This is a genomic window from Dyella sp. S184 (assembly GCF_009766065.1).
Lineage (GTDB): Bacteria > Pseudomonadota > Gammaproteobacteria > Xanthomonadales > Rhodanobacteraceae > Rhodanobacter.
Window position 1 is genome coordinate 1,693,311 of sequence record NZ_LMUE01000002.1, and the last position, 13,827, is coordinate 1,707,137.

A 13,827-nucleotide genomic window follows, 5' to 3' on the forward strand; every position below is an offset into this window, starting at 1 on the left:
GATCGGGTTTCGAACACCGGGCATCAGGAATATCGCCCTGGGCGCGTGCGCTGGCCTGCTAATCACAGCTGTTCTTGGGGCGATGTACTTCGTTGTATTGCCCGCGCTTCATCTGAATGATTCGATGGCGTCCACAAGCAACGCGGGCGCCTTGATGGCCGCGCCATTCTGGTGGCGATTCATCTCGACCATACGTGCCGCCGTCACCGAGGAAGTCCTATTCCGCGGCTACGCCATGGAGCGTATCGAAGAACTATCGGGAAGCCGAACCGTCGCCGTGGTGGTTTCCTGCGTCATCTTCACCCTCGCCCACGTAAGCAGCTGGGGGTGGAGTCACGAACTGTTCGTTGCAGTCGGGGGCTTGGCGTTTTCCCTGCTGTACCTGTGGCGGCGGAACCTGTGGGTGAACATCATTGCGCACTTCATCGTAGACGCCGTGTCGGTTCTCGGCTGAGCAGCTCATCAAGAACAACTCTTCTTACATCCGCCGCAAACAATTTAGTCAATCCAACCACGGTCGCAAGTACCTTACTCTTTGGCGAGGCGGACATTTGAGCTTATCCAAAGACGACTTTCGCGACGTTGTCTGCCGCTCACCTTGGAGGTTGCTGTATGGATTCTCTGACTGATCTCGCTTTCGGCGCAGGGTTGCTCGACTTGCAATTTCCTGCCGGGTTGTCTTCAGCGTTCATCGCCCAGGCAGAGCAAGGAGCGAACTCCCCCAAAACCTTTCAGGCGAAAACATGGTTTAGGGGATTTTTGTTATCGCTTCTTCTCCTCGGCTCGACCTTCATCCCGCTTGCAAACGCGCAAGAAATAGGCCGAAAACAGAACGACGCAACTGTGGGCGTGGTTCAGAGGGCGTTTGTTGATGAAAATAGAAGCAACTGGCAAGGAACCGGGCCACGCCCCCTTGCAACCATCATCTGGTACCCCGCCGCACCTGGAGCCAAACTGAAGGCACCTAATTTCGGGGCTCCCCAGCTCCAGCAATTTTTCGTCTCCTATCCTCTTGCAGAGGATGCCGCTCTCTCTGGTAAACAAAAAAAGTATCCACTAGTCGTGCTCTCTCACGGCAATACCAGCTCGGCATTGTCACTTGATTGGTTTGGTTATTATCTGGCATCGCATGGCTACGTAGTCGCCGCGGTGAACCATCACGGCAACACAGCAGCCGAGGCGGGAGGGCCAATCCCGCAGGGATTTGGAGCTCAATGGGAGCGTCCCAAAGATCTCTCGATCCTGATCGACAGAATGCTTGGTGACCCAGTTTTTGGACCGCATATCGATGCAGATCGGATCGTTGCGGCAGGTCACTCTTCGGGAGGCGCCACTGTGCTCGAATTGGCCGGTGCAGTCTTCGATCCCGATCAAATACAGGCCTTTTGCAAGAGCCATGAAGTTGACGACCCCAATTGCAACTTGCCCCCCGTAATTCAGAATCAGTTATCTCAATTTGAGGCACTGAAAAAGACTGACGCCGTCGTGCAGGCTTCGGTAAAGCGTTCGCATCTGCCCTATAGCGATCCGCGAGTGAAAGCTGTATTTGCGATGGCCCCGGCCCTTGGGGTGGGCGATACCGATGCAAGCCTGAAATCAATTCGGATTCCCGTCTACATCGTGGTTGGACGAGCCGACAACGTTACGCCGCCAGCAACGAATGCCGAGCGAATCGCGAATCTGATCCCGACATCCACTCTCACTCTTCTGCCAGGGATGGTAGGACACGCAACCTTTGGCAGCTTGTGCACGCCTGCGGGAGTCAAGTCTCCGGATTGGGGAAGTTGGGTTTGCCACGACGAAGAGGGAGTCAATCGGGCGCGGGTGCATGAGCAGACCGAAGAGTTGGCGCTTCCCTTTTTCCAAAGTGTTCTCGCGGCGAAGTAGCGCTGTCTGCCTACGTTCTACATCTCAAGGCACGCCAGGGTGAGGCCTGATCTACCTATGGTAGCAACTCGCGTGCATTGCTCCTTGCTTAAAAACGCATGAGTACTCAACGACCCAGCCATCGAAAGAGCTTTGACCGCGACCAGTGACATGTCGGAATACGATGGTCACTTCAGTCAATCGCCCCTCGGCAATCACCTTAAAAATCGAAAGTCTGGCTTCTCTCATTGGCTCGGGGGCCGCGGGCGCCACTCAGGTGGCCAAACAATGGTTATCTAACCGGGCAATGTATGGTTAACCGCGCAAATCAAGTCCTAAGATCTAATCGAAACCCCGCATATTGCGGGGTTTTTTTATGGCATGTGTCCAGAGCTGTCCAGTGGACCCCTATTGCATCCAGCTTAAAAGTGAGTAACGAGCAGCCATTAGCTGCATCTTACTCGCAGGGATGTTACTCGCATGCTCATCGATACTAAGTTACGCACGCTGAAACCCCGCGAGAAGGTGTGTCGCGTGGCCGATAAAAAGTACAGGCGCCTTGGCAGCAGGCTGGATGTTCAGGCCTTTCCCCGAGCGTTCTTCGGGCGCGAAAAAAAACGATTTAATCAGGCCGGTCTCGCGGGCCATGCGTGATGCGTTTGCGCACTCTGCGTATTCCGGCCTAGCTGAACACCCGTTTCTATCGTGACTGAACACCACTCTGTTGCTGTCGCGTATTCTTCGAAATCTCGCCATCAATTGTGGCGCAACCTCAGCTGCTCCAGTGCTTCCAAAGCGGCTACTTGCCGTGCTTCAAGGGTGCCAAAGACTACATTACTTGCTAAGTGCACCGCCCATTTGAATGCGCTGGCCAAAGTCATCCTCATCTCTGGTTTCGCTGAAGCCTACTTTCGCCGCTTGGCCATTCGTTCGTCAGACTTGAAGGGAAAACCGCAACTATCGAAAGCATATCCATATGCAAAACAAACATTTCCCCGGCGTCACGGCCTTCTGGAGAGTGACATGACCTTGGCAAATAACAGGTGTTCATGTGAGACGAGCAGGAAAGTGGTGGGTCATTCTGATCGGCATGGCGACACTCGCCGGCGTCAGTGGGACAGCAGCGGCGGATGATCTATTGCCGGACGGGGTAGTACTGGATCTGCATTACCGCACCGCGCATATTGATGAAACGGGTTATGCCAAACCGGCGAATGCAGATACGTTGCGCGCCACGCTGGGCTACTTGTGGAAGTTCGCGCCGAACTGGAGTGCATACGCGGAAGGCACGAAGGTCGTCAGTCTGTTCGATGGAAAATATAACAGCGGCGCGAACGGCGAAACGAAATATCCGTCTGAATCGGATCCGCCGTCCACCGAGCTCAGCGCTGCCTGGATCGGCTACGACAACGGCACAGTGGATTTGCGTGCGGGACGGCAATACGTGGCGCTGGATGATCAGCGTTTCTTCACCGCCAGTCTGTGGCGTCAGAATCCACAGTCATTCGATGCATTTTCCAGCGCGCTGAACTTCGATACCGGCACCACTTTGCGCTACATCTACCTAGGCGAAGTGCACCGCACGGTCGGCAACAGCTATCCGGATCCCACCCAGCGTGAGTGGTCGGTCGATGGCAATCTGTTCCATATCGACCAGACACTGCCTGTCGGTACCTTAACCGGTTACGACTATCTGGTTGAGAACGACACTACGGCAAAATATTCGTGGCGTACTGCCGGCGCGCGCTACACCGGCACTGAAAATTTCGGTGTGGCCACACTGAACTGGACCGCGGAGTTCGCACAGCAAAACAGCTGGCGCAACAACCCGGTGCAATATACGGCCGACTACCACTTGTTTGAACTCAACTACGGGCTGCCGCAAATCAGCCTGAAGCTGGGCGACGAGTTGCTGGGTGGCAACGGCAAGACGGCGTTCTCCTCGCCCTACGGCTCCAACCACGGCTTCGACGGCTGGACCAACCAATTCAAGAACATTCCGGCGGATGGTCTGGAAGACCGCTATGCGGGCGGCTTTGGCAAGATCACTTCGGCGTTGAGCTGGGGCCTGACTTTCCACAACTTCTTTGCCCAGCGCAACGATCAACGCTATGGCTCAGAGGCCAATGCCTCGCTGACCTATGCCTTCAGCCGAAACTGGAGCACCGAGGTCGACTACGCTAACTACCACAGCAACGGATTTTCAGTTTCTCAGCATGAGCTTTGGCTGCAGTTGGAATATAGACACGGCACGCTGGGCGGCGGTTGATTCCAGGACCGGCTGTCTCAATCCGCCGCCGGCTCGGCTGGTGCGTCATTGGAAGCACCGATAATTCAAGTTCGTTGCGACGCCACCAACCTTCTCACTCTTTATAGCCTGGACATCTAGTCCTTCATCGATACGACGGTAGTCTCGACCATGAAAAAAGCTTTCGTTGCCGCCTTCGCACTGATGCTTAGCCCATTGCACGCTGCGGATATCAGCAGCCCACACAGCATCGCCGAGGCTCTGCAGGTGGCGGAACAACAGCATCGGCCGGTGCTGATCGATTTCCACGCGGTATGGTGCTACTCCTGCTATTACATGGCGACCCACGTCTTGAATGGATCCCCATGGGAAGCGGTGGAACGCAAGGCGATCGTCGTCGAAGCCGATGCCGATTCGCCGGAGGGGCATGCATGGATGGAAAAACTGAAGATCACGTTCCTTCCCAGTTATGTCGTACTCGACGAGCATGGCAATGAACTGGGGCGCATCCTCGCCGAACAGCCGCGGCAGAAATTCTTTCCGGCCATCAATGCGATTCTTGCCAACGGCAATACCCTGGACACGTTCAAGGCGAAAGCTGGCACGGGCTCGGTCGATGCAACGATCAACGTGCTGGCCGCTTACCGCGCCCGCGCCGAAGGCAACGATGGTCTCGCCTGGTTTGCCACGTTGCCGGGGACGCTGCGCAAGACAGCCGAGAGCAACCCCAGCGCAACCTTGGAATTGACGCGGCTGGAGCTGGCGAAGGCCAAGGCGGCCAGCGACAACCAGGCGGTGATTGCCAGCGCCCAGAAAGCGCTGGCCCGCGATATCGGCTGTGACCGCCCGTATGTGTTAGACGACCTACTGGATGCAAGCGACAAGCTCCCGGATGTACAACGCCAGGCACTGCTGAAGCCGCAACGCAAACCGCTGGATGGCTATCTCGCCACGCAAATTTTCACCACCACACCGACCTGCGCTGACCAACGCAGCGCGGTGCTAACCGGGGCCAACCTGGACGCCGTACTCGGCGATCACGCTGCCGAGACGGCCTTGTTGGATCATGCGATCGGTCTTACACGCCAGCGGCTGGGTAACCACCTGGCCAGCGACCGCAACCTGGCTGACAATCTGCGCGTATATCTGGCCCGCGCCAAGCGCACGGCCGAACTCGATACGTATCAGCGTGAACTGATTGGCGCCTATCCCGACGACTACGTCTACGCCTATCGCTACGGCCGCAGTCTGCTGGACGCAGGGAAGCCGGCTGAAGCTTTGCCCTATCTGACGCAAGCCGCTGACAAGGCGTACGGCGAGAATCGCTTGACGGTTGCCAGGCAGCGGGTCAAGGCACTCAAAGCGCTACATCGCGATAGCGAGGCCACGAAGGTAGTCGATGACGCGTTGAGCGCGAACGGACCATGGTTCCCCAAGCAGGTCGCGGCATTGAAGGTCGAGCTGAAATCCTGAGTCGACGCCAATCCTTTGCCCCTGATGTGGTGGCGATCGGGTAACAAGCACGATCGACCAGCAACCGCCTAGGCACCACGTCCATAAGACGGATTTCGTCTAAGAGCGATGAGCATCGCATCTTAGTATTCGGCTGCTCAACCGCGCATCTCCATGTTGGCTAAGAGATCGACGGAATCCATTCCTTCCGTAGCATCTCGCGTATCGCGAAAATCCAACAATTGACGACGAATACCTAGCGCCCGCTTAACGATCGGTGTGATTGATTCGCAGTTGAGTACGCCAATACATTGAGGGGATACCATGCACGACGCACTCGCCAATCAGATCGTCGGTTGGGCGAACCGAGTTCTTAGCCATGTTGTTGAGAATGTTGCCGGCGGTGCTGATGCAGCTGTTCTCGCGAAGACCTTGGCCAAGGCGCCGTGGTGGGAGGGCTGTCCGCGAGCAGCCGATCTGTTCAAGGCAGGCGACGCGCATGCCTACCGCCGCCTGCCATTGGGAGAGGATTCGTCGTCGGCCTACTCCGCGCTGCTGATTGCATGGCCTGCCGGTCATGCCACGCCGGTGCATGACCACGATGGCTTGTGGGGTATCGAGCTTGTCCTTGATGGCGCGCTGGAGGTCGAGGCGTTTTCGCTCTCCATCCAGCCGAAGCCGCAGCTTGTCTCACAGGGCGCGAGGTTGCTCGGCATCGGCGACCACACTACCTTCTCCGACCGCGATTACGCGCATCGATGCCGCAATCTTTCCAGTCGACTGCCGGCGTTGTCGCTTCACATTTACGGTGGCGAACTGACCACCTACCGCGCCTTCCATCGAGACGCCTCGGGCAGCTGGGATAGCGTTTCGCACCGGGCGGTCCGGGAGCCTGCGCTCACCTGATCTGTCAGAAGTTGCATCGTCGTGTGGCCTGCCGTTGGCGGGTCGCATAGCAAGGTGTCCGTGTCGCTCAAGAGGAATGTGTATGGCTGATATCGCAGTGGTCGGTGGTGGCGCAGCGGGCGCGGCCGTTTTCGGCGAACTCTTGCGCCGAGTCGACGGAGCGACGGTCCATTGGGTCGTCGGCGAGTCTGCGCCCGGGCGCGGGGTGGCTTATGCCACGACCGATGAGCGACACCTGCTCAATGTTCGCGCCGCAGGCATGGGCGTCTTCGCGGAACAGGACGAGGACTTCGTGCAGCACGCCTCGCGGCATCTGGGTGAAGTCAGCGGCACCGATTTCCTTCCGCGCCAGCTGTTCGGCGACTTCGTCCAGGCGCAGATCCGCGCCCGTATTGAGGTAGCTCGGCAGGCTGGACGCGACTTCGCGATCCATACCGAATCCGCGCTTGCGGTTACCCGCCAAGCGACCGGCGGCTACTCGGTGCAGCTTGGACCGGGCCGACACCTCCATGTCAGCCGGGTCATTTTAGCGATCGGTGCGCTCACACAACGGCCCCTGCGAACGGTATCGCAGAAAGCGTTAGACAGCGGCGCCTACGAGCTTGACCCTTGGCGACTTGCCGATCATGCGAAGGCGCCGCGGCGCCTGCTGGTGATCGGCACCGGTCTTACCGCCGTGGACACGTTGCTTTCCGCCTCCACGCGATGGCCGAATGCGCAGTTGGTTGCTGTCTCTCGCCATGGCCAGTTGCCCTTCACACACTCGGCGCAGCCACTAACGACTTATCCGCATCAGGCCGATCTCAATCGGGCGATGCTTGCCAGTCACGGTCTTGCGGCGAAACTTCGCCTTGTACGCGAGGCCCTGAATGACATACCGCAACCCGATTGGCGCAGCGTCATCGATGGAATGCGGCCGATCAATGCGACCTTGTGGCAAGGTTTCAGCTACGAACAGCGCCGTCAGTTCCTGCGGCATATTCGCTGGATATGGGAGGCATCACGCCATCGGACCGCACCCGCCTCATCAGAGGCGGTGCAGCAGCTGCGCGAAGAGGGGCGATTGCAAGTTCATGCGGCACGCGTACTCAAGGTCGATGGATCCGTACCCTTGCAGGTCACCATCCGTGATCGTGCGAACCAATTGGTCAGCACGATCGAATCGGATCGGGTCATCCAGGCGACCGGATTGGATACGGCGGTCGCCTATGCTGAGCATGGCTTGCTGTCGCAACTTTTACGCGACGAGCTGGCGGTGGCCGATCCGCTCCAACTGGGGTTGCTAGCCCAGGCCGATGGCCAATTGCTCAATGCACACGGTGAACCGCAATCCGGGCTGTATGCCCTTGGCTCATTGCTGCGCGGCAATCTTTGGGAATGCACGGCCATGCCAGAGATACGCGCCGCGGCTCACCAATTAGCAGCGCAATTGTGCGAGACAACGATTGCGCCGAATCGGAGTGGGTGTGTCAGCGACCGTCAACGCTCCTGAGACATCCGAAAACACCGCGTGGGAAGGATTAAATGGTCGTCGATCGCGCATAACGTTATGCCATTTCGCCAGTTCGCACCAGCATGTTTGATCGATAGTCTGGACGTCCATTCACTCATCGGAGGCGATATGAGAAAACTCCCTGTGTTGCTGGCACTCGTGAGTACCCTGGCAACCGCTACCGTAGTTGCCAAGGATGTAACGCTGCTCAACGCATCCTACGATCCGACGCGTGAGCTCTATCGGGATGTGGACACTGTTTTCGCCGCGCAATGGAAGGCGCAGCATGGCGACAACCTCACCATCGAGCTGTCGAACGGCGGTTCGGGCAAACAGGCCCGATCCGTGGTCGATGGCCTGGCGGCGGATGTGGTCACGCTGGCACTGGCCTACGACATCGATGCCATCGCCGATCATGGATTGCTCGCCAAGAACTGGCAGCAGAGGCTACCCGACAATGCCTCGCCCTATACCTCCACGATCGTTTTCCTGGTGCGCAAGGGCAATCCGAAAGGCATCAAGGACTGGCCCGATCTGATCAAATCCGGTGTGCAGGTGATCACGCCCAACCCGAAGACTTCCGGCGGCGCGCGCTGGAACTTCCTGGCGGCCTGGGGATATGCCCTCAAGCAACCGGGCGGCAATGAAGCGAAGGCACAGAACTTCGTTCGCCAGCTCTACCAGCATGTCCCGGTGCTCGACACCGGAGCGCGCGGCGCGACCAATACCTTTGTCCAGCGTGGCGTCGGCGATGTGCTGTTGGCGTGGGAGAACGAAGCGCTTCTCGCCAAGCAGGAGCTTGGCAACGATGCATTCGAGATTGTGGTGCCCTCGGTGAGCATCCTGGCCGAGCCGCCGGTTGCTGTAGTCGACAAGAACGTGGACAAGCACGGCACGCGCGCCATTGCGGAGGCCTACCTCAAATTCCTCTATTCACCGCAAGGGCAAGAGATCGAAGCGAAGCATTTCTATCGGCCTCGCTCGCCCGACGTGGCAAAACAATTCGCCGCGCAGTTTCCCAAAGTGAATACGTTCACGATCAAGGATGTATTCGGCACCTGGCGTCAGACGCAGGCGAAGTTCTTTGCCGACGGCGCCATCTTTGATCAGATCGGTCCCGGGACCTGAGCGACGTGCGACACCGCATCCTTCCTGGATTCGGTATCAGCCTGGGGTACGCCCTCACGTATCTCGGGCTGATTGTGTTGCTGCCGCTGGCGGCGCTGGTCTGGAAGGCATCCGGTATTGGCATCGAAGGGCTGATTCACTTGCTGGCAGCACCCCGTACTCTGGCAGCGCTACGCTTGAGTTTCGGCAGTGCATTGCTAGCGGCATTGATCAACGCGGTCATTGGTTTGCTCGTCGCCTGGGTACTTGTGCGCTATCGCTTTCCCGGGCGACGCCTGTTCGACGCGTTGGTCGATCTGCCGTTTGCGTTGCCGACCGCGGTTGCGGGTATCGCTCTCACGGCCTTGTACGCACCCAATGGCTGGCTTGGCAGCTGGTTGGCGTCGTGGGGCATCAAGGTCGCCTATACGCCACTCGGGGTTCTGGTCGCCATGGTGTTTGTGGGCTTCCCCTTCGTCGTGCGTACGCTGCAGCCTGTGCTCGAGTCGCTGGATCGCGATGTGGAGGAGGCTGCTGAAAGCCTTGGCGCTCGGCGGTGGCAGACCTTTCTTCGCGTGATTCTGCCGATGCTCGCACCGGCGCTATTGACCGGCTTTGCACTGGCCCTGGCCAGAGCGGTGGGCGAATACGGCTCGGTCATCTTCATTGCCGGCAATATCCCGATGCGCTCCGAAATCGCGCCATTGTTGATCGTGCAGAAGCTTGAGCAATTCGACTACGCCGGTGCCGCCGCACTGAGCACGGCCATGCTGCTCTTCTCCTTCGTGCTGCTCGTGGTCATCACCTTACTGCAACGGTGGAGCAGTCGCTGGATGGAGAAAACACGATGAGCACGCACGCATCAACCCGCCCAGTGCGCTGGCCGCGCCGTCTTGTGCGCGGCTTATTCATACTCATCGCCGTGAGCTTTCTTGCGCTGTTCCTTCTGCTGCCGCTGGCGATCGTGTTCATCGAGGCGTTTCGTGAAGGCGTCAGTGCCTACTTCGCCACCATCAAACAGGGAGACGCCCTGTCAGCGATTCGCCTGACTTTGTTGGTCGCTGCTATCGCGGTGCCACTCAATCTGGTTTTCGGTGTGGCGGCGGCGTGGGCGATGGCGCGCTTCGAGTTTCATGGCAAGGCCCTGCTGGGAGCGTTCATTGACTTACCGTTCTCGATCTCTCCGGTGATTTCCGGTCTGGTCTACGTGCTGTTGTTTGGTGCGCAAGGCTGGTTCGGGCCATGGCTGGATGCCCATGGCGTAAAGATCATCTTCGCCGTACCCGGACTGGTTCTGGCAACGGTGTTCATCACTTTGCCCTTCGTTGCTCGTGAACTGATCCCACTGATGCAGTCGCAAGGTAGCGAAGAAGAGGAAGCGGCCAGGGTGCTCGGCGCCAATGGCTGGCAGATGTTCTTTCGCGTGACCGTGCCCAACATCCGCTGGGCTTTGCTGTACGGCGTGCTTCTGTGCAATGCCCGCGCGATGGGCGAGTTCGGCGCGGTGTCGGTCGTATCTGGCCACATCCGCGGATTGACCACCACCATGCCTCTGGAAGTGGAGATGCGCTACAACGAATACGACTACGTCGGAGCTTTTGCCGTGGCGTCATTGTTGGCACTGCTTGCCTTGCTGACCCTGCTTGTGAAGACCCTGCTGGAATGGCGCTATGGCGGCGAGATCGCTGCGCATGCGCCTGGTGGTCATTGAGGACGCTGCATGACGTTGGAACTGTCTCACTTGAGTCGCCGCTTCACTGATTTCGCCGCACTGGATGACGTCAGCCTGACCATCGATCCGGGCGAATTCGTCGCGCTATTGGGCCCCTCGGGGTCTGGCAAGACCACATTGCTGCGCATCCTGGCTGGACTGGACTATTCCGATAGCGGTAGCGTCCGCCAAGACGATCGCGATTTCCTGGCCACATCGGCACGCCAGCGCAAGATCGGACTGGTTTTCCAGCACTACGCTCTGTTCCGACACCTGACCGTCTTCGAAAACATCGCCTTTGGTCTCCGTGTGCGCTCGCGGCGTTTGCGGCCGCCGCGGGCCGAGGTGAAGGCGCGCGTACAGAGCCTGCTGAAACGAGTGCAGCTAGAGGATTTTGGCAGTCGCTTTCCTTCCCAGCTTTCCGGTGGCCAACGCCAACGTGTCGCGTTGGCTCGCGCGTTGGCGGTCGAGCCTGATCTGCTGTTGCTCGACGAACCCTTTGGCGCACTGGATGCTCAAGTCAGGGTCACGCTGCGGCGCTGGCTGCGCGAGTTGCACGAGGAGCTCGGGCTGACCACGGTGTTCGTTACTCACGATCAGGAAGAGGCTCTCGAACTGGCCGACCGCATCGTCGTGATGAACCGCGGCCGCATCGAGCAAGTGGGCACGCCGGAAATGATTTATCAGCAACCGGCCACACCATTCGTATGCGAGTTCATCGGCAAGGTCAATCGGCTCGTGATGAATCGCGATCAGGGCCATCTCGCTGTGGGTAACTGGATTCTCGATGAAGACCCGTGGCATAGCCGATACGGACAGGCCTTAGCGTTTGTGAGGCCCGAGCATCTCGCGCTTTCGGTCGCACCACCGCTATCCGGATGGTCGGCACGACTACGCCACATCTACCTCGCCGGCAGCGTGGCGCATATTGACTTGTATGTCGCTTCGCTGGACCAGACGTTGGAAGCGGACGTGGCCAGTGAGGACCTCTCCCGGCTCGGCCTGCATGCCGGCATGGAGCTATATGTAGTTCCGAGGGCAGCCACCCTGTTCCCACAAATCAGGGATGGTACGACTATCAATCAGGACCGCTGGAACTGGCGAGCTGCGAGCACTACGCCGACTTGAAGATGACTACTACGACTTTTAGGAACTTGGCCTGGATATAGCGCGCCCGGGTGAGCTGCTGACTACTGAGGATGTATTGGGTTTTATAGAGCCCGTGCACTCGAGCAACAAACGCGAAACCTATGTCTTAGTTCGCTCTAGGCACTCCTCGCCGTTGGCCGTGCGGATGGACAAGCCACGACTAAGCATGTGCCGAATTCTGTGTAACTTGGTTCCGCGCGGCCTGCGGTAGAAGAGGCAGGTGCCGCATGGCCAAACTATGCTTTCCGCCACATTCCGCGCGGTAAACCATAGTTTGACCACAGGCTGCGCAAGAGCTCCTGGCTTCGTCCTTACGGACGGCGGAGGCCGCTGTCGACGGCGGCCTCCGCCGGTCGATGCAACACACTGAACATTGCGGTAGGCAGCAGGAGTGTTGCAAATACTAACGTCCATCTATTCCTTGACAACCATTGCAACCATTACTACACGCCAGCAGAGCTGCTGGAAGCAGGCGCACTGGCTGGAGCCTTAGCGGGAGCCGGAGCGCTGGTAGTTGTTGCCTTCTTGTGCGACTTCTTGGGGTTGGGTGGAAGCGCTGCTTTTGCCTTTTGCCTGTTGGCCTTCGCGACCTGTTTGGCAGCCTTCGCGGCCTGCTTGGCAGACTGCCTTTTGGCCTTTTCGGCTTGGCTGGCAGCCTTCTTGGCAGCTTTGTCAGCCTTCCTGGTAGCTTTGTCAGTGGCCTTGGAGGGGGCACTCGACGCCGCTGCCGGTGCTGCGGCGGAAGCCGGAGCGGACTGAGTTGCCTGGGCCTGGGCCAGCACCGAGCCGGAAAGAGCCACACCCGCGGCGAGCAGAGTTGCGATCACAAGCTTACGAATCATAATTATTCGGCCTCGAGTTTTTTGAGTTGCCACGGACCCGGCATGATCGTGCAAACACGAGCGGCATGGCCCATCAACAATGCATGGGTATCGGCATACCGAAACTGAACAGCAATAAGGAATAGAAGAATGGCTGAGAAGTGTATCCGCTGACCAGATATTGCCGCCGGACTTGGAGATAAGGGGGGCCAGGTTGAGATGGCCTCTTCTCAGATCGCACCAATCCGCCAGATCCAAACGGTGCTCTTGTCAATCATTCGATAGGCCAGCCGCACGCGGCGTCCCCGCGCCCAGCCTGACAAACGAGAAGCGATGCGTGACGCACTGTGCTGGTGTAACCGCGGATCGATTTTTTCGCCGCCGAAAGTTGGGATTGTTTGTAACAAAAAACTATCCCCGTCTTGAAGTTCAAGAATGCGGTGCTGATCGGGTGTAAGCACCTGGCCCGACGCACGGGTATGCATTACAAATTACTTGGTGTTGGACAGCAGGCAGGAGCATTTGCGGCTGACACAGGAAGGCCACGATCAATGCGCGGCCATTTGGCTTGCCAAGGCCGCCAAGCGCGATGAAGCCGGCTATGCCGGATCACCATGGTCTCTGCGTCCGCTTGACCATCGAGAGGCATGCCAAAAAACTGGCGGCATCCCGCCGCCAGGTAAATCACACACGACCAATTTCAATGCTCTACAAGCAAGTCGCAATCAGGGTGCGGGCGGCGCATTGACGAAGGCGCGCCAGGCGATCAGCAGGTTGGTGGCGTTCACCGAACCCAGACCCGACGCAAAGCTCCAGCCCGGCTGGGCACTGAACGCCTTGTTCGTCGGGCTATAGCTGGTGGGATTCGCGTCGGTGGTGGTGAGGCCCTCATAGACCGTCAGTGTGTCGCTACCGTTGACGCGGTCTTGGACAACGGTGGAGTTGAAGTAATAACAATTCGGCGTCACGAACGTAGAATGAGCGAAACTACCCGTACCCGTCTCGCTGAAACAGGCGCTGGAAATCGAACCGCTGGTGACGTTGTGGAACACGCAACCACTCGTGCCGGTGGCGC

At 58.5% G+C, this 13,827-nt stretch carries 14 protein-coding genes; 11 read left to right on the top strand and 3 right to left on the bottom strand.

The genetic code is table 11. The features are described 5' to 3' along the window. The 11 genes from GSQ75_RS07460 to GSQ75_RS07510 all read left to right on the top strand — a co-directional run. On the top strand, positions 1–454 hold a 454-nt coding region (locus GSQ75_RS07460; protein WP_216840630.1), incomplete at its 5' end, for a CPBP family intramembrane glutamic endopeptidase. Between the two features lie 158 nt (positions 455–612). Next, entirely contained in the window at positions 613–1,887 is a 1,275-nt protein-coding gene (locus tag GSQ75_RS07465; protein ID WP_158753815.1) for an alpha/beta fold hydrolase, read from the top strand. 459 nt (positions 1,888–2,346) lie between these two features. Further along, a complete protein-coding gene (locus tag GSQ75_RS07470; protein WP_158753816.1) occupies positions 2,347–2,520 on the top strand; it encodes a hypothetical protein in 174 nt (57 codons plus the stop codon). 397 nt (positions 2,521–2,917) lie between these two features. Next, complete coding sequence (locus GSQ75_RS07475) at positions 2,918–4,135, top strand: alginate export family protein (protein WP_158753817.1); 1,218 nt, start codon at positions 2,918–2,920, stop codon at positions 4,133–4,135. Between the two features lie 150 nt (positions 4,136–4,285). After that, positions 4,286–5,587, top strand: a complete 1,302-nt coding sequence (locus GSQ75_RS07480) for a thioredoxin family protein (protein ID WP_158753818.1) — start codon at positions 4,286–4,288, stop codon at positions 5,585–5,587. A gap of 303 nt (positions 5,588–5,890) precedes the next feature. Beyond that, positions 5,891–6,472: a cysteine dioxygenase family protein gene (locus GSQ75_RS07485; RefSeq protein WP_158753819.1), complete on the top strand. Its 582-nt coding sequence runs from the start codon at positions 5,891–5,893 to the stop codon at positions 6,470–6,472. 82 nt (positions 6,473–6,554) lie between these two features. Next, a complete protein-coding gene (locus GSQ75_RS07490) occupies positions 6,555–7,964 on the top strand; it encodes an FAD/NAD(P)-binding protein (RefSeq protein WP_158753820.1) in 1,410 nt (469 codons plus the stop codon). Between the two features lie 129 nt (positions 7,965–8,093). Further along, positions 8,094–9,092 (top strand): sulfate ABC transporter substrate-binding protein, encoded by a 999-nt coding sequence (locus GSQ75_RS07495; protein ID WP_158753954.1) that lies wholly within the window; start codon positions 8,094–8,096, stop codon positions 9,090–9,092. Continuing rightward, complete coding sequence (gene cysT, locus GSQ75_RS07500; protein WP_216840648.1) at positions 9,089–9,922, top strand: sulfate ABC transporter permease subunit CysT; 834 nt, start codon at positions 9,089–9,091, stop codon at positions 9,920–9,922. The genes GSQ75_RS07495 and cysT overlap by 4 nt, the downstream gene beginning before the upstream one ends. Continuing rightward, a complete protein-coding gene (cysW, locus tag GSQ75_RS07505) occupies positions 9,919–10,782 on the top strand; it encodes a sulfate ABC transporter permease subunit CysW (RefSeq protein ID WP_158753822.1) in 864 nt (287 codons plus the stop codon). The genes cysT and cysW overlap by 4 nt, the downstream gene beginning before the upstream one ends. 9 nt (positions 10,783–10,791) lie before the next feature. Continuing rightward, positions 10,792–11,910 (top strand): TOBE-like domain-containing protein, encoded by a 1,119-nt coding sequence (locus GSQ75_RS07510; RefSeq protein WP_158753823.1) that lies wholly within the window; start codon positions 10,792–10,794, stop codon positions 11,908–11,910. A gap of 464 nt (positions 11,911–12,374) precedes the next feature. On the opposite strand, the gene GSQ75_RS07515 is transcribed toward GSQ75_RS07510, so the two are convergent. The 3 genes from GSQ75_RS07515 to GSQ75_RS07525 all read right to left on the bottom strand — a co-directional run. Further along, a complete protein-coding gene (locus tag GSQ75_RS07515) occupies positions 12,375–12,773 on the bottom strand; it encodes an acid-shock protein (protein ID WP_158753824.1) in 399 nt (132 codons plus the stop codon). 209 nt (positions 12,774–12,982) lie between these two features. Next, a complete protein-coding gene (locus tag GSQ75_RS07520) occupies positions 12,983–13,237 on the bottom strand; it encodes a hypothetical protein (protein WP_158753825.1) in 255 nt (84 codons plus the stop codon). Positions 13,238–13,477: 240 nt separating this feature from the next. Beyond that, the coding region (locus tag GSQ75_RS07525) for a hypothetical protein (protein WP_158753826.1) at positions 13,478–13,827 on the bottom strand (350 nt) is incomplete at its 5' end.

Excerpts from the sequence above, each read along its gene's own strand:
- GSQ75_RS07520 (WP_158753825.1), bottom strand. The coding sequence starts at position 13,237 with ATGCATACCCGTGCGTCGGGCCAGGTGCTTACACCCGATCAGCACCGC.
- cysW (WP_158753822.1), top strand. The coding sequence starts at position 9,919 with ATGAGCACGCACGCATCAACCCGCCCAGTGCGCTGGCCGCGCCGTCTT.
- GSQ75_RS07470 (WP_158753816.1), top strand. The coding sequence starts at position 2,347 with ATGCTCATCGATACTAAGTTACGCACGCTGAAACCCCGCGAGAAGGTG.
- GSQ75_RS07515 (WP_158753824.1), bottom strand. The coding sequence starts at position 12,773 with ATGATTCGTAAGCTTGTGATCGCAACTCTGCTCGCCGCGGGTGTGGCT.
- GSQ75_RS07480 (WP_158753818.1), top strand. The coding sequence starts at position 4,286 with ATGAAAAAAGCTTTCGTTGCCGCCTTCGCACTGATGCTTAGCCCATTG.
- GSQ75_RS07490 (WP_158753820.1), top strand. The coding sequence starts at position 6,555 with ATGGCTGATATCGCAGTGGTCGGTGGTGGCGCAGCGGGCGCGGCCGTT.
- GSQ75_RS07465 (WP_158753815.1), top strand. The coding sequence starts at position 613 with ATGGATTCTCTGACTGATCTCGCTTTCGGCGCAGGGTTGCTCGACTTG.
- GSQ75_RS07510 (WP_158753823.1), top strand. The coding sequence starts at position 10,792 with ATGACGTTGGAACTGTCTCACTTGAGTCGCCGCTTCACTGATTTCGCC.
- GSQ75_RS07485 (WP_158753819.1), top strand. The coding sequence starts at position 5,891 with ATGCACGACGCACTCGCCAATCAGATCGTCGGTTGGGCGAACCGAGTT.
- GSQ75_RS07495 (WP_158753954.1), top strand. The coding sequence starts at position 8,094 with ATGAGAAAACTCCCTGTGTTGCTGGCACTCGTGAGTACCCTGGCAACC.